Source organism: Flavobacterium pedocola (assembly GCF_053764385.1).
Genome location: NZ_JBSNCR010000004.1, coordinates 281,459 through 302,500, shown reverse-complemented (window position 1 = coordinate 302,500; position 21,042 = coordinate 281,459). Strand labels below are relative to the sequence as shown.

Sequence of the window (21,042 nt, the reverse complement as noted above, 5' to 3'; positions counted from 1 at the left end):
GATGTACCAACAAACCCAAATTATGACCTCCAAAAAACAACTCATAAACACAATCCTATTCACAATTCTGTTCCTTTCAGCGAGTTGCAATCAATCCCAAAAAGAGGAAATCTCAAAAAAGGAAACAGCCACAGAGACAAAAAAAAGTGAAACCTTCGAAAACTTTTCCTTATCCAATAAACTTTTCTTTTTGGCTCCGGAATTTGATTCAGAAAAATGCGAATCGTACGGAGAATGCGACTGTTGCGCCAGTAATTATTTATTTATGGATAACGAAAACTTTATTGCGGTCGATTACTGTCTGGAAGCCGACACCTTTTATAGCGGAAAATATACCATTGAAAAAGACAAAGTCCTATTGAAATTCAATACTACCGTGATTCAAAAAGAATATAAAATGGCAAGTGACTTTGATACTATTGCATCACAACCCGATTATGTTTATAAAACCGAAAAGCACAAACCCTTTCAATCGGCATTGGTGAAATTCAGCTGCAAAGAAAAAATCTGTTTAAAAACAACCGGAAAAGAACCGGAATACGCTTCGGAAGACAAAGCAAAAACTCCGGAAAGCTTCTTGAAAGAATTAAAAAAAGAAGGGCTCCTGGAAAAACTTAACAGCAACTAAAACAGCAAACTGCAATCTTTCTTACCTTTACCCCTTAATTCCAACAAAATGAAGACCACTTTAAAACACCTGTCTGTAATCATCGTGTTACTGTTCAGCATAAACACAACCTTCGCCCAACAACCGAAGAGAACACAAAAGGCCATAATTAAAACCACCATTACCTGCGATCACTGTAAAGAATGCGAAACCTGCGGGCAATTGTTCAACCAGAGACTCCTTCGCGAGAAAGGCGTACAAATGGTAACTTTGGACACAGAAAAAATGACTATTGAAGTTATATACAATGCTAAAAAAACCACTTTGAACAACATCAAAACCGCTATCAGCAATTTAGGCTATGATGCCGACGAAGTAAAAGCCAATCCGGAAGCTTATGAAAAACTGGACGGTTGTTGTAAGGTATAACTGAACATAAAATCCAACGCAAATCCCTTCTGAAAACCAGCAGGGATTTTTTGTTTTTATTCCGCTTAGAATTCGACTTTTGAATTGATAAATTCCTATTTTTGCCAAGACAAATTAACACAACATTTTATGCTGATTATTGGAATCGCCGGCGGAACCGGAAGTGGAAAAACAACCGTAGTTCATCAAATCATGAATGAGTTGCCGGAAACAGAAGTAGGCATCATTTCACAGGATCATTATTATAAAGAAACGAACGATTTGAGCTATGAAGAGCGTTCAAAAATCAATTTTGATCATCCAAGAGCCATTGACTTCGAGCTTTTGACCCAGCACTTAAAAGATTTAAAAGCCGGAAAAGCCATCGATCAGCCGTTATATTCTTTTGTTCAGCACAACAGAACCGGAGACACCATTCATACTTTACCAAGAAAAGTGATGATTGTTGAAGGGATCTTGATTTTAACCAATCCGGAATTACGAGAGTTATTCGACATTAAAATTTTCGTACATGCGGATTCCGACGAACGTTTAATCCGTCGTTTAAAGCGTGACATCGCTGAAAGAGGACGTGACATGGAAGAAGTTTTAACCCGTTACCAATCGACTTTAAAACCGATGCACGAGCAATTTATCGAGCCTACCAAAGCCTTTGCAGACATCATCATTCCAAACGACAAATACAATACCGTGGCCATCGATGTGGTTCGTGCGGTAATTAACCAACGAATTGCTTAATTTTCAGTAGTTTTACAACATGAAGAAAGCCTTTGAGATTTTAGTAGCCCAATACCCGTTTCTGAAAATTTTCGGAAACCGTTATGTATTGGTGTTGCTTTTTTTCTCGATATGGCTGCTGTTTCTTGACAACTACTCTTATTTGGAACACCGCGTTCTAAACAAGGAAATTAACGAGTTGGAAGATAATAAAAAATACTATCAGGAGGAAATCAGAAAAGATAACGAAAACATCAAAAAACTGAAAAACCCTGGTCAGATCGAAAAATACGCGCGTGAGAAATACTACATGAAACGCGAGAACGAAGATATTTACATTATAGAATTTGAGGGCGAAAACCCCGATGAAGGCGCCGAATAACTTATAATAACACCATGAGCGATACGCTATTTCCAGAATTTGAAGGTGTTTCTTCCAAACAGTGGAAACAACAGATTCAATACGAGCTTAAAGGAGCCGATTACAACGAAACGCTGGTTTGGGAAAGCCCGGAAGGCATTAAGGTAAAACCGTTTTATCACAATGACGAAACCGAAAAACCTTTAGCCATTCCTTCTGCTGCGGAAAGTTTCAGAATTGTGCAGAACATTTTTGTACACGATTTGAACAAATCGATAGCCCGTGCTAACGAAACCTTGAGCCGTGGTGCGGAAAGCATCCGTTTCACTTTGGAAAACGATCAGGTTGATATTGAAAAACTGTTATCCAATGTTCCGTCAGCGGTAACCGTTTACCTGTATTTCAATTTTCTGAACATCGATTTCATCAAAAAAATTGACAGCCTTGCTACTAACCGAACGATTTATGTTGAAGTCGATCCTATCGGGCAATTGGCGGAAGACGGAAACCTTTTCGTAAATGTCGATGCTGATTTTACAGTTTTGAACGATTTGTCAAACACTTGTAAAAACATCAGTTTCCTTAGCTTAAACAGCGCATTGTATCAGAATGCCGGAGCGAATATCGTACAGCAATTGGCCTACACTTTGGCCCATGCGAACGAATATTTCAACAGAATTAGTGCTATCAACAAACCAATCACCATTAAAGTTGCGGTCGGAACGAATTACTTCTTTGAAATTGCCAAGCTTCGCGCTTTACGTTTGCTGTTCAACACTTTAGCAAAAGAATACAACCACACTTTTGATTGTCATATCGTTGCCACACCTACCAAACGCAACAAAACACTATACGATTATAACGTAAACATGCTGCGTACCACTACGGAATGCATGAGTGCGATTTTAGGCGGAGCCGATGCGGTAGCGAATTTAGCCTATGACGCTATCTACCACAAAGACAACGAGTTTGGGGATCGAATTTCCAGAAACCAATTGTTGGTTCTAAAACATGAAAGTTATTTCGACATCGTGAACAATCCTTCCGATGGTGCTTACTATATCGAAACATTGACCGAACAATTAGCCGAAAAAGCTTTAGCCTTATTTAAAGACATTGAAGCAAACGGCGGTTTCATCACACAATTGATCGAAGGAACCATTCAGCGTAAAATCAAAGAAAGCGCCGATAAAGAACAGGAACTTTTCGACAACGGCAAGGAAATCCTTTTGGGCACCAACAAATACCCTAACAAGGAAGACCGCATGAGCCACGATTTGGAACTGTACCCGTTTGTAAAAACCAATCCGCGTAAAACGTTGATTACACCAATTATCGAAAAGAGATTGGCAGAGAAAATGGAACAGGAACGATTGGAAACTGAAAAGCAATAAGTAATTGCCATTGAAATGAGAAAAGACATTCAACATATAACATTAAAAAAGGCAGAAGGGAAAAGTGAAAAGTCGCAAGACCACAGCTTTACAACTGCCGAAGGTATTGAAGTAAAATCCACTTATTCCGAAGCAGATTTAGCCAATCTGGAACATTTGGACTTCGCAGCCGGATTTGCACCGAACCTACGCGGACCGTACGCCACCATGTATGTTCGCAGACCTTGGACCGTTCGCCAGTACGCAGGATTTTCCACTGCCGAAGAAAGTAACGCGTTTTACCGCAGAAACTTAGCGGCCGGACAAAAAGGATTATCCGTAGCTTTCGACTTAGCCACGCACCGAGGTTACGATTCGGATCACGAACGTGTTGTCGGAGATGTTGGAAAAGCAGGAGTTGCCATCGATTCGGTGGAAGATATGAAAATTTTGTTCGACCAGATTCCGTTAGGCGAAATGTCGGTTTCGATGACCATGAACGGTGCAGTATTACCCATTATGGCCTTCTATATCGTAGCAGCCGAAGAACAGGGAGTCGATGCTAAATTATTATCCGGAACCATTCAGAATGATATTTTGAAAGAGTTCATGGTACGTAACACCTACATCTACCCGCCTACACCTTCGATGAAAATCATTGCGGATATTTTCGAATATACCAGTAACAACATGCCGAAGTTCAACTCGATTTCCATTTCGGGCTACCACATGCAGGAAGCCGGAGCTACCGCAGATATTGAGTTGGCCTATACCCTGGCCGATGGTTTGGAATACATCCGAACAGGATTAGCGGCAGGAATGGACATTGATACTTTTGCCCCACGTTTATCCTTCTTCTGGGCCATCGGTATGAACCATTTTATGGAGATTGCCAAAATGAGAGCCGGACGTATGCTGTGGGCCAAACTTTTAACTCAATTCAATCCGAAAGACGATAAATCATTAGCACTTCGTACGCACTGCCAGACATCCGGATGGAGTTTGACAGAACAGGATCCTTTCAACAATGTAGCCAGAACCGCTATTGAAGCAGCGGCGGCAGCATTTGGAGGAACCCAGTCGTTACACACCAATGCACTTGACGAAGCGATTGCCTTACCAACGGACTTCTCAGCCCGTATCGCCCGAAACACCCAAATCTTTTTACAGGAAGAAACCAAAATCTGTAAAACCGTAGATCCTTGGGCGGGAAGTTATTACGTAGAGTCTTTGACCAAAGAAATCGCCGATAAAGCCTGGGCTTTAATTGAAGAAGTGGAAGAATTGGGCGGAATGACCAAAGCCATCGAAGCCGGAATACCGAAACTTCGTATCGAAGAAGCGGCGGCGAGAAAACAGGCGCGTATCGACAGCGGACAGGATATTATTGTAGGGGTAAACAAATACCGTTTGGAGAAAGAAGATCCGTTACACATTTTAGAAGTAGACAACCAAACCGTTCGTAAACAACAAATCGAGCGTTTAGACCATATCAAAGCGACCCGTGACAATGCCAAAGTACAGGAATGTTTAGCAAAACTAACCGCTTGTGCCAAAGGCGAACCGGGTAACTTATTAGAATTAGCAGTAGATGCAGCGCGCAACAGAGCCACTTTAGGGGAAATCAGCGATGCACTGGAAACTGTTTTCGGACGTTATAAAGCACAAATCAAATCGTTTAGCGGCGTGTACAGCAAAGAGATCAAAAACGACGAAAGTTTTGAAAAAGCAAAACAGTTAGCCGACGCCTTCGCCAAGAAAGAAGGCCGTCGCCCGCGTATCATGATTGCCAAAATGGGTCAGGACGGACACGACCGAGGCGCTAAAGTAGTAGCCACCGGTTATGCCGACGTAGGTTTCGACGTAGACATCGGGCCACTATTCCAAACGCCTGCCGAAGCTGCCAAACAAGCCGTGGAAAACGACGTGCATATTTTGGGGGTTTCTTCCCTTGCAGCAGGACACAAAACTTTGGTGCCACAAGTAATTGAAGAACTGAAAAAATACGGCCGTGAAGACATCATGGTAATTGTGGGCGGTGTAATCCCGGCGCAGGATTATCAGTATTTGTTTGATGCCGGAGCGGTTGCGGTATTCGGACCGGGAACCAAGATCAGTGAAGCAGCGATTACGATTTTAAATGTTTTACTTGAAGATTAAAACCTATACACCTGACAGAAGCTTATTTTGTCAGGTGTTTTTATACTATCCAATTCTGATCAAATAATTTCAAGTCTGATGAAAAAACTAGGTGCCTTTTTATTCCTTCTTCTGACCACCGTTACAGCAGTTGGACAGAGTGTAAAATTCGACACGATTCAATACGCAAAAAAACATCATCAAAACCGACTGGAACTTTTTAAATCGGAACCTGTTACAAAAGGAAAAATCATTTTTTTAGGCAATAGCATTACTGAATTCGGGGATTGGAAAAAACTGTTGAACAACAACACCGTAGTTAATCGTGGGATTGCCGGAGATAACACTTTTGGAATTCTAAACCGTTTGGATGATGTAATAAAACTCGAACCCGGTAAACTCTTTATCAAAATCGGAATCAACGATATTTCTCAAAACATACCTGAAGAAATCATTATCAAAAACATTTCCACTATCATAGAAAGAGTAAAAGCAAATTCTCCTAAAACGAAAATTTACCTCAGCAGCATTTTACCCACAAACGATAATACAAAAAATGACTTCCCGGCTGCCTACAATAAAAATCATATTGTCATAGCTGTGAACAAACAACTCTTTCAATTAGCGAAAAAACAAGGCATCGATTATATCAATCTGTATGCACTCTTTAAAGACAAACAGGGAAAATTAAATGCTAAATATGCGGATGCCGACGGGCTTCATCTGAACGATTTAGGCTATAAAACTTGGGTTGAATTTCTAAAGACTAAGAAGTATCTTTAACAAAAACCGAAACCGTACTTATCATAATTACTTCAATCTCGCCTCTATTCTACTGGCTAACCGCTCATAATTTTCTTTTTGGAGTTGCAATTGCTCCAGTTTGTGCAAACTATGCTTATGCAATGTCTTTAGGGCACGGTCTTTAATAATCAGCAACAATCCCGCCTGAACGGATATCTCTTGCTGTTTTTCCAGAAATGAAACTAACTCGAGGGCGGCTATACTTTCCATACGATGATTCTCAACCCTTTCCAGTTCTTTTTTCACACGGTATTGTTTAATTTGTATGTTCAGATAATCCAGCTTTAGTTTTTCTTTTGCTTTTTGCTCTTCTGCGTTTAAAACCTGCAACACTTCTTTTGAAGTTTGTTTTCGCTCCTGAGCGCCCTGCAACAAAAAAGTCAATTGCTTCAAAGCGTCAAGGGGAATACCACGCTTTCCGGATTTAAACATTTTCCACTGGCTAATAGGAATACGCAACAGCATCGCCATTTCTTCCTGTGTTAATCCTAATATGTTTTTAAATTCAGGCCGCTTTTCCATTTGTGACTTTTTTGATTTTTCTTACAAATAGTTACAACTATTGTGCCTTTTTCGAAAAAAATAAAATTTAGTCACAGAAAACGTGACTTTTTCTAAAACGTTTTTTTTAGTCACGAAACCAAAATCAGTGAAGCGGCAATTAAGATTTGGAAGTTTTATTAGAGGATTAAAAAATCGCTATTCATATCTTTACACTATAAAAGGTAGTCTTTTTAAACAGACTTCCTTTTTTTTAACTTACTTTACAGACTTCATACAAAGGCAACTCTTAAAAAACTAAAAACGTTTTAAAATCACTTGCATGAACTTTGATTTTCATCAGCCGAAAGAAACAAGTCTGAAAAAATATATCGATTACTACTATGTTGGGAGTATCAGTAAATTCTATTTTGCTTACCCTCATTACAACAATCCTTTAGCTTTTATAAAAAAAACCGAAGTCACTTTATCAAAATATGGTGTTGATCTCGAAAATCATAAGGATGCCACCTCAAAAGTTATTGTCGCTAAAAAAAATGTTTTCCCTATTTACATAAATCCAAAAAATGAAATTGAAGAATTCTGTATTGTTTTCAAACCATTCGGATTAGCACAATTCACGACGGATTTTTCAGGAAAATCGGAAACGCCTGTTTTGGTTTTAAAGGATTTTGAAGATTTTTACAGTGACAACCCATTCTTCTTTGAAGAAGAAACCGAGAAAAAAATCAGTCTGATCGAATCCTATCTGATCCGAAAATTATCTGAAAAAAACCACCTTCAGCATATCATTTCAAGCATCTCCCATTACAATTCCGAAAATCCTAAAATAACAGACATTTTGGCTCATGTCCCTTTGAGTCTAAAGACGTACAATAGGGCTTTCCATTCAAATTGCGGCGTTACTCCTGTAAAATTCAAAAGAATCATCCAGTTTAGAAATGCCATTGAAAAAATCAAGGCTAACGAAAAGGACAAACTCAAAGACATTGCAATGGACAGCGGTTACTATGACCAGGCAGCTTTCAACAATGAATTCAAAAAAATGAGCTATTTGTTACCTAAAGACTTCTTCAAAGAAATCAGCATTATCTTCCAAAATGACATCTATTTCAAGTACTGATCAGGTAATTGAGCACTTTTTAAGTATTTTAAACCCACTTCCACATCATTGTAAACGCCCAAGGTGTTAACAAATGTTAATGTCTTTTTTTTACAATTCTTTATTTTTTGTAAGATTTAGCTTTGGTTCATAATTAAAAATACAAACGATTATGAAAAAAACACTCTTGACAATTTGCTTCTTCATATGTAAATTGACAGTATCTGCGCAGCATATCGAAACGAAAGACATCCTAAAAGATATCGGTAAAAAAAGAATCGTGGCAATCGGTGAAGACACACATGGTACGAAAGAATTTCAGGTCTTGAGACATAACCTGTCAAAGTCGCTGATTCTTAAAAAAGGATTCAATATGATCATTCTTGAAAATCCAAGCGATAACATGTTACAGTTGAATAAGGATTTACAGAAAACCGCAAACATTGACTCTCTTATGAGGAAACACTTGTTTTCAATCTATCAAACCAAAGAAATGAAGGATTTTCTGCTTTGGATAAAGCAATACAATGCTACTCATAAAAACAAAATCACTTTAAAAGGTTGCGATGACAGCCGGCTGATTGCTGTTGAAATGCTCAAAGAAAGCACCAAAGAATTCCAAACAAACACAGCACTGCAAAACATGATTCAGGAACTATCAGATTGCCAGACCTTATCGTACAGTGACTATTGTTCTAAGTACAATAAAACAGAAGACAAATCACAAGCCGGTGAAATGAAATTCTATGCCCAAACCTATGACCTGATAACCAAGATCAAAACAAATATACAGACATCTAAAATTTCCAATGAAAGCATAAATGAATTGCTAAACGAATTGGAATCCGGTTATTTACCCTATAAAAAATGGAGCGAAGGCGTATTTATTTCCAGGGACGAACTAATGGCCAACCGCGTACTTTATCACACAACCGATCCAAAAAACAAAATCATTGTACTGGCACATAATGCCCATATCTCCAAAAAAGATATCATTGATAATGAAATTGGCTTAATGGGCAAAAAGATTGAAGAGAAAATGCCAAATCAATACTTTTCCCTCGGCCTTATGAGCGCTGACGGACAGTATTCCTACATAGAAAACCGGTTTATAAACAACGATGCCCTTTACGATGACAAACTTTTGAAAACAGAATTCTTAAGTTTAAATCAAGACTCCTGGAATAATTTCCTGGCAAACAATGAATCGTATTCGAACAAATACCTTGGCAAAGCAACTTTATCGGTCTTACCGGATGCGAAACGAAAAATAAGATTGGTGGGGTATGGAAAAGAAGCGAAAGACAAAGATTATTACGAAATATCCAAGCTTTCCGATATTTATGATGCTGTTATTATTTTAAAAAACACACTGAATTCAAGCAATTTATAAGCAAAACTGCTTTACTCTTTCATGGTAAATTTTGTTTATACGCAACGTTATTTAAATTAAAAAGAGTGGCAAAAAACCACTCTTTTTCTTTAAAGAAATTATTCTTTCTTCTTCTTTTTACCTTTTCCGGTCTTTTCTTTCTTGTCCTTTTTACTCTTATCCTTCTTCTTTTCTTTCAACAAATCCACTTTATCCTTCAAACGCTTTTCGGCATTTTCGGCTTCGTAAGATGTGTCGTTGGTAAAGGCTGTCAATTTTACTTCCTTGATAACGTCCAACGCTTCTTTGAACTTTCGTTGACTTTCCAGCAACAAGGCTCTCTTCAACAAGATTTCCGCTTTGTTGATGCCTTTGATGGTCAAGGCGAAATCGATTAATTTTTCCGCTTCGGCTATATCTTCATTCAAAATTAAAGTATGGATGTAATGCGCGTATACTTCCAAAGCATGAATATCGATCCCGATTGCCTGTTGAAAATAGTCTTTTGCCGATTCATAATCTTTCAATTGTTCGGCATAAAAACGACCGTAAAGCCATAAGGCCATAACATTTTTATCATCATAAGCCAATGCGTAGCCCAGTGATTCCAATGTCCCTTCAAGCCAGTAAGGATAATTATCCAAGGCTTGTACCAGATATTTATCTAATGTGTTCATTTCTCAATTCACTTTTTAATTGCTGTCGTTCAGCTTTGTTGTTTTTCTCTTTTTTGGGTTTCTTAAAATCGGACCCTTCGAAAGTTCTTACCGGATTGCCACGCTCAATCTGCATTTGGTTCATCCATTGCGATTGGAACTGCTCTTTGATGTTCGAAAGCGATGCTTCCTGTAACTTCAGCAACAAACGTTCGGTGGCCAGTTTTTTATTCTGATGCTGGGAACGCGAATCCATGCTCACCACACTCAAACCTGTTGGCAGATGTGTAGCGCGTATGGCCGAACTCACTTTGTTCACATTTTGACCACCCGCACCGGAACTTCGCATTGCCTGATATTGGATTTCTTTATCCGAAAAAATCATTTCTTTCGATCTTTCGATTTCAAAAATCCCGATGAACCAGTTTTTGCGTTTGTGGAATTTCCGAAACGTACTCTTCCCGATCCATTGAATCGTTCCGGTCCAGGATGCTGCAAAATCGTTCGCTCCCTTTCCTTCCAATAAGACAATGGCTGATTCCACGGTGCCGTTTTCCGAACCTGCTTCGTGTTGCAAAACCGTTGCTTTCAGATTAAAAGCCGCGGCTTCCTGCAAAACTTTCTTCAGCACCTGAGCCACAACCCAAGTACATTCCGCAGGCCCTCTTCCAGAGGTTATTTGAATTATCTTTTCCATTTTTCTATAATCTTTAAAAGCCTGTCTCTGTTTTTTGCTTCTTTGACAAACTTTGGCAATCGGGCAACCAGTGTCAGACCACCGTTACCTTTTGCATTTCGTTCTCTTAAATCTGCAGCGATATAGCGTTCCAGATAGTCCATATGCTCTCTATTCAAGGCCCAGAAAAGATTACCTTTAAACTCCTGCTGGTACCATAATTCCAAATCAAAATAAGGCTCAGCGGCCATTTTTGCATTTAGTTTAAATTCGGCTTCAACGGCTTTCAGTTTAGGCTTAACCGTTTCCTGATGCTTACAATGAGGGCAACGAACTTTTAACGTTTCTACTTCTTTAGACGTTTTTTCAGCCGTTACTTCATACTTTTCAAAACAGCCCGAACAATACACTTTGGCATACACTTCATACAGTGTCTTGCTTTCCGTTATGCTGTGAAAACAATGGCTGCATTCAAAAACCCTTCGGTTCGGACAATTTGCATCGCCACATTTCGGGCATTTTTCCAAACTCACTTTTTGCTTTACAACTCCTTGTTTACCGCAGTTTGGACATTTAACGGCTGTTGCATCAAAAAACTTCCAAAGTCTTATATTTTCATCTTCAAATCGTTTCATAACATGCTATTTATCCATTCGTACAATTTTCGGCGTAAAAGTGCCCAATACCTCAACCAATTCCGTCTGCAAGCTCATCACTTTGTTGATGTCTTTGTAGGCCATTGGTGCTTCGTCTATATTTCCGCCGATGAGTTTCACATCGTGATCAGTCAGCACTTTATTGATCTGACTTTGCGTGAAGGTAGCTTTGCATTTCGCCCTTGAGAACAAACGCCCTGCCCCATGTGAAGCAGAATTCAGACTTTCAGCATTGCCTTTCCCCATTACGATAAATCCCGGAGCCGTCATCGAACCCGGAATGATCCCAAGTTGTCCTTCTCCTGCAGGCGTTGCGCCTTTTCTGTGCACGATGCATTCTTTGCCGTCGACCCTTTCTTTCCAGGCAAAATTGTGATGGTTTTCAATCGTTACCACAATGCGTTTACCTAAGGCTTTGGCGATACGACGGTGAATATCTTCGTGACAGGCCTTGGCATAATCTCCTGCTAAATTCATCGCCAGCCAATATTCCTGACCATCGTGTGTATTCAGATCCAGCCAGGCCAAATGCTGCACATTTTTAGGCAACGGACACTGTTTGGTGGCCAGATACGTGTAATGTTTCGCAATGTTAGCACCCAATCCGCGGGAGCCGCTGTGCGATAAAACCGCCAGGTATTCTTTTGGCTCCAGTTTCCATTCCGGCAGTGGATTGTCCAGTTTTACTATACCGAATTCCACAAAATGATTCCCACCTCCTGAAGAGCCCAATTGCTTATACGCTTTGTCCAAAAGTTGTTTTACAATCGGAATGTCTTTGAACTCGCTTCTGTAAAACACCTCGTGATCGGCTTTGATTTTGTGGGTTTCGGTCATGCCGAATTTCGTATTGTCCTTCAAAATCGCCTGCAACTGATGGTCTTTCCCTTTCAGAAAAGAAGCCGGTAAATCGAAAATCGACAAACTCATTCTGCATCCGATATCTACACCGACTCCATACGGAATCACGGCATTGTCTGTCGCCAAAACACCTCCGATCGGCAAACCATAACCGGAATGGGCATCGGGCATCAAAGCGCCTTTTACCGCTACCGGCAGTTTCAAAGCGTCATACAACTGAAACTTCGCCTGCTCGTCTATCTCATTTTCTCCGAAGATCGAAAAAGGGGCCCGGGTACTCTTCAACTGGTTGAATTTCACCTGAACCGGATTTACCAAGCCTTCCGCGACTTTGCCCCAGGTACCGTGTCCTTTGAATTTTTCAGGATGCAGCAGTACTTCTTTGGCTTCCGCTAAAATGCTTTCTTTCTTTTCCTTCTTTCGGTATCGGTTTACTTGCCCTAAGGCTATATTTATGGCATTATTTTTAGGGAAGCCCAATTTGATCAGGTCTTTCCCGGATAGTTTATTTCCCATGATTTTTTTTAAATAAATTTTTAAACAGCCAATGGAAAAACCATACGGCTACGTTTTCATTCGCTTGGAATGAAGTAAATCGTTTCGGGAAATATTTTTGAAGGGTCTAGAATAAAAAAAAGCCCGAAACTAGATGTCTTCGGGCTTTTTCATATATTGTTTATCTAACTATGATTGCGATAAGCCACGAAGAAGAGCCTCACCAGTTTCAACTGATGCAAAGCTTTGAGGTAATGATTTAAATACAAACATTTTTCTTCGTTTTAATAGGTTATTAATTCTCTGTTGCAAAGATTTATTTTTATTTTTCTAATTTCCAAACCGTTAGCGCAAATTTTCGCTATTTCAAATTAATCTGAATAATATTTTAAGGCTGAAACCTCAGTGATTTCAAGGCATAAGGTGCTTAAAAATATTTTTAAGAAAAGTAAGAAAACAACACCATTACTTTGGAAAATTCTATGTTTTTTGATTCAAATTGCTGTTGTGACTTTTTTAAAAAAATAGTTTTTCAGTCACAAAAGCTGTGACTTTTTTTGTGAAAAAAATATTTAGTCACAAAAACCGTGACTTTTCTGTAAAATTTTTTTTTTAGTCACCAATATCAACATTGAATGGTTACTTTCAGGAAGGTGGCCGGAATGGACATACTGTTTTCGTCGGTACTTTCGTTTTTAGCTTTAAAAAGGGCTTCCAATTCACCTTGTAACGCCTCACTTTTACCTTCTTTCTCTGCGGCTTCGTAAGCATTCATGGTTGGTCCGTAATAGGTTCTGAACCGGTCTAAAAACTGCACCGGTGAAAATGGTGCTTCAAACACAAAAGTCTCACGGCTGAAACTGATGTTTTCTTTTGGGATGCCAGCCGCACCAAAGCGTTCGATAACATTGTCCTCCACGCCCCATAACATCGGACTGATGAATCCTTCGGGTGGTGGCGGTGTATAAACCGAACTGATTTTCAAAACCTGTGCTACCAGCGTTGGATCGCCCGGTATCCAGTTTCCCATGATTATTTTCCCTCCCGGTCTTGTCACGCGTACCATTTCTTTGGCTACATCGAAAGGTTTAGGGGCGAACATGGCACCAAATATACTTAGGGAAAGATCGAAACTGTTATCCTTAAGATCCTGCAAATCGCAAGCGTCGCCTTCCTGAAATTTGCAGTTGGAAAGCCCTTCCGCCTGCGCTCTTATGTTTCCCGCCGCTACCAGATTGGAAGCAATATCTACTCCCAGTACATTGGCTCCTGCTTTGGCGGCCGGAATGGCAGTAGTCCCGTCGCCACACCCTAAATCCAAAACATCCTGCCCTTTGTTAACACCTATCTGGTCTATTAATTTCTTTCCGCTGTCACGCATGGTGGCTGCTACTTGTGTAAAATCGCCTTTTTCCCACAGTGCTTTGTTTGCATTCATAATCAAGTATTTTTATAATTACTATTTTTTACTTTTTCTCACTATTGCGCATGACAATACGCCCCAACATTCTGATCAATAAAAATTTTCAGGCTATTAGGAGAACTGTTTCGCATCGCTTTTACAACACGTGCACATCGTACCATTTTGCCGCCAGTTTGGCGATATCGGCACGCATTAAATCATCCGGGGACATGACGGGTTTGAATTCACAGGCGCCTTCAAAGTTGAGGAACCAGGGTTCGGCTACGGAAGGAATAGAAGAAGCGTCTTTGATATCTACAATCATAACGGCGCCGCGATTGCCTTCAATTTCCGTGAAATAGATAACCTCCGGCTTTATATCGTCAATGATACGACCTAAGATTTCACTTGCTTTACCACTTCGCACCAAGGAGTTAAACGGCTCAATCGGCAGAATAACATTGACTAACATTTTCATGACTTCAGTATTTAAAAAATTACTTACTAAAGTTACGAAATATTCTGTATTAAAATTCATCCAACTTTCTTATTATCAGACAAATAAAACCAAACCTTTAAAAAATTCCCAACTGTTTTCCCCAGCCCTGATGGGAGCAAGCTACCGTGTAGCGCGGACAGCAGGAACCGACGCATAAAAAACACCTGTAGTTTGGCTCCAAAAAATAACTACTTTTACGTTTTTAAAATTCAGTCATGTCGAAATTACCCAACGTAACCGCCAGTATTTTTTCCGTAATGTCACATTTGGCTAACGAGCACGGCGCCATTAACTTATCGCAGGGCTTTCCGAATTTCCCTGTAGACGAACGTTTGTTGCAGCTTTGTGAAGGCCTGCAACGCGAAAATATTCACCAGTATACCCCTATGGCCGGTTTGCCAGCTTTAATGGAGCGAATTGCCAGGCTTACTTTGGAACAGTATTATCGCAAGGTAAACATTGCCACGGAAATGCTGATTACGGCCGGTGCGACACAAGGGATTTTCACGGCTATCAATACTTTTATCGGGAAAGGAGACGAAGTGATCATTCTTGACCCGAGTTATGACAGTTACGAACCTTCGGTTTTAGTGGCCGGCGGTACTCCTGTCCGTATTTCACTGAATGAGGATTATTCGCCGAATTTCAATAGGATTGAAGCGGCCATGACGTCTAATACCAAAATGATTGTGATCAACAACCCGCACAATCCGACCGGAAAGATTTGGAACATTGCTGATTTTGAGGCTTTGGAGCAGATCCTGGAAAAACATCCGCAGGTATTAGTTTTGGGTGATGAAGTCTATGAGTACATTTCGTTTTTGCGTCCGCACATTTCGTTTCACACAAGACCGAAATTAGTAGAACGGACCATTGTGGCTTCGTCTTTCGGGAAATCATTGCATGTAACAGGCTGGAAAGTCGGGTATCTGATTGCGCCGGAAAAACTAATGGCAGAAATGAAAAAAGTGCATCAGTTTTTGGTGTTCAGTGTAAACAGTTTTTCACAGCATGCCATTGCCGCTTACTTGGATATAGTGGATTTCAGTGAAGTGTCGAAAATGTATCTTGAGAAAAGAAATTTATTCCAAAACCTTATAAAAGACAGCCGTTTTGAACTTTTACCTTGTGACGGAACCTACTTTCAGGTAGTGAATTATAAAAACATCAGCACAAAAAACGATGTGGATTTTGCTAAAGAATTAATCACCCAACACGGTGTGGCGGCTATCCCTATTTCGGTATTTTACAATGATGCGACTGACAGACATATGCTGCGTTTTTGTTTTGCCAAAACCGATGAAACCCTAATCGCGGCCGCTGAAAAACTGAACCGCATTTAGATTCCATAAAAAAACCAGTCTTTCGACTGGTTTTTATTTTTACTCAACAATGATTTCCGCTAAATTTTCATTTTGTTTCACCTTCCCTAACTGAATGGTCTGCAATTTTCTTTCGGTTTTACCGTCTTTACCCGTGGTGTAAATTTCAACCATTACCGTTGCCGGGCCTGTCTGCGTGAGAGTTCTTTCACCGTAAAAGTTTGTTTTAATGATGAATTTCCCTTTCACTTTATTACGCAAAAGATATTGCTCCGGACCATAACCCTGTGTGAAATCTTTTGAGAATCGCGCACCGGCTTCGGTAGTCCTTTTCCCGTAATAACACTCTTCTCCGGTGGGCTCGATTATATGCAGGTCGATATCGGTATCCATCTGGTTCCAATTCAGGATGATTCTTACGGCAACCGGCAGCTTACTTTTAAACGTATCCTCTAATTCGTTATCATTAATTCCTTTGTGTTCCGACAGCATACGGTTTATATCCATAAGTATGATGTCTTCAATTCCGTCATACTGACCGCTCATTTCTTCATAATAGCTGACATTTAAGGCTTTAAGTAACGCATCAAAGGCTTCCTGGTATTTTTTATTATCTTCAAGTGTAAGAGCCAAATCCCTGTAACTTTGCGGTTCGTGCTCCCTCCATTTTGCAACTTTTTGAGCGACAAACAAAGCGTCTTCGTATTCTTCCCACTGACGCAACTGATACACCAGGGATTTATACAACTGATGGTTCTCAAGGCTCAAATCGGCAATATTGCTCAAAATCAATAGGGCTTTTTGTTTTTCACCGTCGTTATAAAAATAATTGGCCACATCAAAATAGAAGCTTGGGTTGTTCAACTGTTCTTTTCGCAGTTCCAGATATAACGCATATCGTTTTTCCTTCGGAGCGGCGTCCATTGCTTTTAAATAAACTCTGTCCGGATTCCAGGCTTTTGTTTTGGTTTCAGCCCAATTTAAATTCCTGTTACTTATCCTTCCGGATGCAAGTGTGTCTGTCATCACAGAGCCGTCCAATCTGCTTTCAATCGTTCTGCCCTGCACCGTCTGAACGGACGAAGTCACCCGAATACCTTGTGCTCTTGCTACTAATTGCACCCCTGGGCGCTCTTCTATCTCGTCATTTGAGTCCGCTTCTCCTTTATGCACTTCCTGAACGTCTTCCTGGGCATCAGCAGCTTTTGTACCATCACTGGTAGGTGCCGAAGACATCACAACAACTTCCTCCAAACTACTTGAAGCAGCCTCCATCGTAACATTATAATTGTTTGCATTCCTAACGACTACTTCCTTATTATGCATCCCGAGATAGGAAAACACCAAAGTTTCTCCTCGTTGTGCATTGATGGAATACACCCCGTCAAAATCGGTTTGCACACCTCTGTTGGTACCTTTAATCACAACCGAAACGCCCGGTATCGGAACGCCGCCTTCGGTAACAACCCCGGTAACTCTGCCAGCTGATCCGCTCGGTCTTGTTGATGTAGTAGCTTTTGGCTTTGGCAATGGTTTTGGGGCGCTGTATTTAATATCCTTATTCCACCAAGTCGCTAACTCATTGTAATAGTTTTCGATTTGTTTCCAGTTATCCTTCTTGGTGGCTTTTGCTTGTTCCCCTCTCTGTTTCATCAAAACGTCATACTGTTCCCTTAATTCCTGAGGAGGTGTGATATCGTATAAAATATAATCGTTGACATCTTCCAGAACAATCAATGAAGTGTTTCGGGTAACGATTCCGTAGCGTTTGCCTAATGTTTCTATTTCCGAAGCATTTTTGGCAGACTGGATTTCCAGAGAAGCTAATTTCTTCTGAGCCCATATTCTTTCAATATTTACCGGCAGCGTTGCTTTATCCTCTGCATTAAGCACGACTTTCTTCTCCATAACAGGTTTGTCCCCATAACCGAAAAGCAATACGACCTCATTTTTCGGTTTCAGGGAGATTCCCGAAGCACTAAAACTACCCGCAACTGTTGTTCCTACTCCCGGATAGGTTTCAACCACAGAAAAATTTTCTTTGATCCCTAAAAATTTCAAATGCTGGTAAAGTGCTTTTTCCAGCGCTTTTTCTACACTCAATTGATTGAGATTGATAAAATCACCACCTGATTTCGCAGCAGTATAATTCAATAATGCGTAATCTGAAGAGACCAGAGAACTTATGGTATAAATCGGCTTTTTGATTTTCTGAAGTTCATTATCACTTAAGGAAGAAATACCATCCGTAAAGAAAAAATATTCATCATTGCCCGCCAGCTTCATTTTTGAAAAACGCGTACCGCCATCATATTGAACGGCTTGCAAAGCGGCCTTTAGGGCAGACCAATCTCCGTTTGTAATTACATAATCCTTCTTTTTCTCAAAAGTATAATTAAGCAGGTACAAAGTAACAGTCGTATTCTTAACCTCCTTAAAATAACCCTCAAGGAAGTTCAACTCTTTGTCCAAATCCCTCCCCTGACAACTCAAGGAATTATCCCAAACCAATCCTATGGAACCTGGTGCCTGCTTTCTTATTTTAGAACTTTCTACAGTCGCATTCACATAAAAATAATACTGATCCCCAAGCGATTGAACAAAAACATCTGGTACTTCGCTTTGTTTCGGGATTTTGATCAAAAAATTCTCGGATGGCTGATAGTTAAGTTTCTTTATTGAATAAGCATACGATTTACTTCCGGACATTTCAGTCATTTGCTCCATTGGAGATGCTGCCTTGTTATCCTTAATTAACAGCGGTGTCACATTACCCGCAGTGACATTTACGCTAATTTCATATTTATCGAGCTTGTTGGCGTATTTGCTTACCAACTGATATGCCGCACTGTTTTTCTCGTAATCGGAAAGTTCCTGCTCATAACCGATGATTACGATTCGTTCTTTATTAGGGGAAATGGGAAAGATTCGGGTTTTAAAATTATTACCATCCACCTTTTCCAATAAACCGGGGTCTACCCTTCTGTGCTGTATCGCTTCGAAAACCTGTTTCCCTTTATTTTTATTGACCGGAACCGCTTCACGCATCTTCCCGTTGATATCAAGGGCAAATCGGGAAACCGAAACTCCTTCCGGTAACGGAAATAACAGTTCGCCTTCCATGTCTCTTGATCCGGAATTGACAAAGTGCATTTCTGTTGTTGTATAAGCGATGTTGCCTATGATTTTGACGTCTACAAACATTTGGTTCATCCTCACGTTTAGTGAATCCTGGCCTTTTACATTCAGCTTTGGACTTTGGGCTTTAACAGCACCTACGGTCAGCAACAACAGGGTAGCGAATACTTTTTTCATACTTATTTTTTTTGGACACAATTAACCTTTTAAGTATATAGATACTATTAATCAGAAAAAGGTTGGAAAGCTATTTTGATTTTTTTCTGAAATTTTGATTTATAACGAAAAAACGAAAAACAACGCTATAAATTACATAATGTTATAATTTAATTTTTTTTTCTTATCTTTAAGAAAATCAAATTTTTATAACGTATGTCGCAGCACAATCTGTACATTGACAACAAGCTTGTCATTTCAAGAGATTTTAAAGCCCCAAAGAACCTAGTCTTTAAAGCCTTATCAGAAGCCGACAGATTTGCACAATGGTGGGGACCGCTTGGTTTTACAACCAATGTAGCCACTTTTGATTTCCGTCCGGAAGGGATTTGCCATTATTGCCTTCAATCCCCAGACGATCTTAAAATGTGGGGACGCTTTGTGTTCAAGGAAATTCTTCCCAACAAGAAAATTGAATTCCTTAACTGTTTTTCCGATGAAAATGCAGGAATTATCCGAGCGCCTTTCAACGAAAACTGGCCTTTGGAGATGTTCAACATCATTACTTTGGAAGAAACCAACGGAACTACGGTACTCACTTTTATCATTTTACCCTACAATGCCTCGGATGCCGAAATAAAAACCTTTGGCGAGAACCATGGAAGCATGGAGCTCAGTTTCAAAGCGACTTTGGACCGTCTGGAAGATTATCTGCTCAAAAATTAGCAGTTAATATGCAAGCATAGTATTTTTCGTTATCTTTACGCTTCTAAAAAACCAACGCTATGAACTTTTCAGCAAAAATGCTACGCGATAATGCCCTGGCAGACAAAGTAATCGTCGTTACCGGAGGCGGAAGTGGTCTTGGAAAAGCCATGACCAAATATTTCCTTGAATTGGGAGCAAAAGTAGCCATTACTTCCCGCGATCTGGAAAAACTGCAAACTACTGCCAAAGAACTTGAAGCCGAAACCGGTGGAAAATGCCTGGCAGTCCAATGCGACGTCCGTCATTACGATCAGGTGGAAGCCATGTTGGCCGAAACCCTGAAAGCTTTTGGTAAAGTAGATGTTTTACTGAACAATGCTGCCGGAAATTTTATATCACCTACCGAGCGTTTATCGGCAAATGCATGGGATACGATTATCGATATTGTACTGAAAGGTTCCAAAAACTGTACGCTGGCATTCGGAAAACACTGGATTGAGGCGAAGCAGGAAAATACGAACGTTTTAAATATCGTAACCACTTATGCCTGGACCGGTTCCGCTTTTGTGGTTCCTTCAGCCACGGCAAAAGCAGGCGTTTTAGCCATGACGCGCAGTTTAGCAGTGGAATGGGCAAAATACGGCATCCGCATGAACGCTATCGCTCCGGGACCTTTCCCTACAAAAGGCGCCTGGGACCGATTACTTCCGGGTGATTTAAAAGAGAAATTCGATTTGGCCAAAAAAGTGCCTTTAAAACGCGTGGGCGATCATCAGGAATTAGCGAATTTAGCGGCGTATTTAGTCTCTGATTTTTCGGCGTACATCAATGGTGAAGTCGTTACTATCGATGGCGGTGAATGGCTGCAAGGTGCCGGTCAGTTCAACTTATTGGAACAGGTTCCGAAAGAATTGTGGGACATGCTGGAGATGATGATTAAATCGAAAGGAAACAAATAGTTTTCAGTCGCAGTCGCAGTTTTCAGAAAATGCAATAAAAATCAAAGTTAGCTTGAAGAAATTCGGGCTAACTTTTTTATTTTCAAAAATACCGCAAAACAGTTTACAG

The 21,042-nt window shown here is 40.2% G+C and carries 20 protein-coding genes; 12 read left to right on the top strand and 8 right to left on the bottom strand.

From position 1 onward, the window contains the following. Positions 1-265: 265 nt before the first annotated feature. The 7 genes from ACWPKD_RS11305 (at position 266) to ACWPKD_RS11275 (ending at position 6,409) form a co-directional block, all read left to right on the top strand. A complete protein-coding gene (locus ACWPKD_RS11305; protein ID WP_455412786.1) occupies positions 266-628 on the top strand; it encodes a hypothetical protein in 363 nt (120 codons plus the stop codon). Between the two features lie 48 nt (positions 629-676). Further along, complete coding sequence (locus ACWPKD_RS11300) at positions 677-1,036, top strand: heavy-metal-associated domain-containing protein (RefSeq protein WP_455412785.1); 360 nt, start codon at positions 677-679, stop codon at positions 1,034-1,036. A 129-nt stretch (positions 1,037-1,165) separates the two neighbouring features. Then, the gene (gene udk / locus ACWPKD_RS11295; protein WP_455412784.1) at positions 1,166-1,774 is read left to right on the top strand and encodes a uridine kinase; all 609 of its coding nucleotides are present in this window, start codon (positions 1,166-1,168) and stop codon (positions 1,772-1,774) included. 19 nt (positions 1,775-1,793) lie between these two features. Further along, the gene (locus tag ACWPKD_RS11290; protein WP_455412783.1) at positions 1,794-2,135 is read left to right on the top strand and encodes an FtsB family cell division protein; all 342 of its coding nucleotides are present in this window, start codon (positions 1,794-1,796) and stop codon (positions 2,133-2,135) included. Between the two features lie 14 nt (positions 2,136-2,149). Continuing rightward, positions 2,150-3,508, top strand: coding sequence for a methylmalonyl-CoA mutase subunit beta (locus tag ACWPKD_RS11285; RefSeq protein ID WP_455412782.1), 1,359 nt, complete (start codon positions 2,150-2,152; stop codon positions 3,506-3,508). A gap of 15 nt (positions 3,509-3,523) precedes the next feature. After that, the gene (gene scpA / locus ACWPKD_RS11280; protein ID WP_455412781.1) at positions 3,524-5,647 is read left to right on the top strand and encodes a methylmalonyl-CoA mutase; all 2,124 of its coding nucleotides are present in this window, start codon (positions 3,524-3,526) and stop codon (positions 5,645-5,647) included. 78 nt (positions 5,648-5,725) lie between these two features. After that, positions 5,726-6,409, top strand: a complete 684-nt coding sequence (locus ACWPKD_RS11275) for a GDSL-type esterase/lipase family protein (protein ID WP_455412780.1) — start codon at positions 5,726-5,728, stop codon at positions 6,407-6,409. A 27-nt stretch (positions 6,410-6,436) separates the two neighbouring features. Here the strand turns inward: ACWPKD_RS11275 and ACWPKD_RS11270 are convergent, their stop codons facing one another. After that, positions 6,437-6,952 (bottom strand): hypothetical protein, encoded by a 516-nt coding sequence (locus ACWPKD_RS11270; RefSeq protein WP_455412779.1) that lies wholly within the window; start codon positions 6,950-6,952, stop codon positions 6,437-6,439. A gap of 301 nt (positions 6,953-7,253) precedes the next feature. On the opposite strand from ACWPKD_RS11270, the gene ACWPKD_RS11265 reads away from it, so the two are divergent. Then, positions 7,254-8,054 (top strand): helix-turn-helix domain-containing protein, encoded by an 801-nt coding sequence (locus ACWPKD_RS11265; RefSeq protein ID WP_455412778.1) that lies wholly within the window; start codon positions 7,254-7,256, stop codon positions 8,052-8,054. Positions 8,055-8,205: 151 nt separating this feature from the next. Then, positions 8,206-9,426, top strand: coding sequence for an erythromycin esterase family protein (locus tag ACWPKD_RS11260; protein ID WP_455412777.1), 1,221 nt, complete (start codon positions 8,206-8,208; stop codon positions 9,424-9,426). 98 nt (positions 9,427-9,524) lie between these two features. Here ACWPKD_RS11260 and ACWPKD_RS11255 read toward each other — a convergent pair whose 3' ends face one another. The 6 genes from ACWPKD_RS11255 to ACWPKD_RS11230 all read right to left on the bottom strand — a co-directional run bounded on the left by ACWPKD_RS11255 (position 9,525) and on the right by ACWPKD_RS11230 (position 14,629). Beyond that, a complete protein-coding gene (locus ACWPKD_RS11255) occupies positions 9,525-10,082 on the bottom strand; it encodes a hypothetical protein (protein WP_455412776.1) in 558 nt (185 codons plus the stop codon). After that, on the bottom strand, positions 10,066-10,758 hold the full coding sequence (gene prfH, locus ACWPKD_RS11250) for a peptide chain release factor H (RefSeq protein WP_455412775.1): 693 nt from the start codon (positions 10,756-10,758) through the stop codon (positions 10,066-10,068). Before prfH ends, ACWPKD_RS11255 begins: the two co-directional genes overlap by 17 nt. Then, the gene (locus tag ACWPKD_RS11245) at positions 10,746-11,372 is read right to left on the bottom strand and encodes a hypothetical protein (protein WP_455412774.1); all 627 of its coding nucleotides are present in this window, start codon (positions 11,370-11,372) and stop codon (positions 10,746-10,748) included. Before ACWPKD_RS11245 ends, prfH begins: the two co-directional genes overlap by 13 nt. 6 nt (positions 11,373-11,378) lie before the next feature. Beyond that, entirely contained in the window at positions 11,379-12,770 is a 1,392-nt protein-coding gene (locus ACWPKD_RS11240; RefSeq protein ID WP_455412773.1) for an RtcB family protein, read from the bottom strand. A 604-nt stretch (positions 12,771-13,374) separates the two neighbouring features. Beyond that, positions 13,375-14,187 carry a class I SAM-dependent methyltransferase gene (locus ACWPKD_RS11235; protein WP_455412772.1) on the bottom strand — a complete coding sequence of 271 codons (813 nt, stop codon included), beginning with the start codon at positions 14,185-14,187 and terminating at the stop codon, positions 13,375-13,377. Positions 14,188-14,308: 121 nt separating this feature from the next. Further along, positions 14,309-14,629 (bottom strand): panthothenate synthetase, encoded by a 321-nt coding sequence (locus ACWPKD_RS11230; RefSeq protein WP_455412771.1) that lies wholly within the window; start codon positions 14,627-14,629, stop codon positions 14,309-14,311. Between the two features lie 236 nt (positions 14,630-14,865). Here ACWPKD_RS11230 and ACWPKD_RS11225 point away from each other — a divergent pair, with 236 nt between their 5' ends. Continuing rightward, entirely contained in the window at positions 14,866-15,993 is a 1,128-nt protein-coding gene (locus tag ACWPKD_RS11225) for a methionine aminotransferase (RefSeq protein WP_455412770.1), read from the top strand. Positions 15,994-16,032: 39 nt separating this feature from the next. On the opposite strand, the gene ACWPKD_RS11220 is transcribed toward ACWPKD_RS11225, so the two are convergent. Beyond that, positions 16,033-19,287 carry a VIT domain-containing protein gene (locus ACWPKD_RS11220; RefSeq protein ID WP_455412769.1) on the bottom strand — a complete coding sequence of 1,085 codons (3,255 nt, stop codon included), beginning with the start codon at positions 19,285-19,287 and terminating at the stop codon, positions 16,033-16,035. 195 nt (positions 19,288-19,482) lie between these two features. Between ACWPKD_RS11220 and ACWPKD_RS11215 the strand changes: the two genes are divergently transcribed. Beyond that, complete coding sequence (locus tag ACWPKD_RS11215; RefSeq protein WP_455412768.1) at positions 19,483-19,992, top strand: SRPBCC family protein; 510 nt, start codon at positions 19,483-19,485, stop codon at positions 19,990-19,992. Between the two features lie 59 nt (positions 19,993-20,051). After that, positions 20,052-20,933, top strand: a complete 882-nt coding sequence (locus ACWPKD_RS11210; RefSeq protein ID WP_455412767.1) for an SDR family oxidoreductase — start codon at positions 20,052-20,054, stop codon at positions 20,931-20,933. The last annotated feature ends 109 nt before the right edge of the window (positions 20,934-21,042 follow it).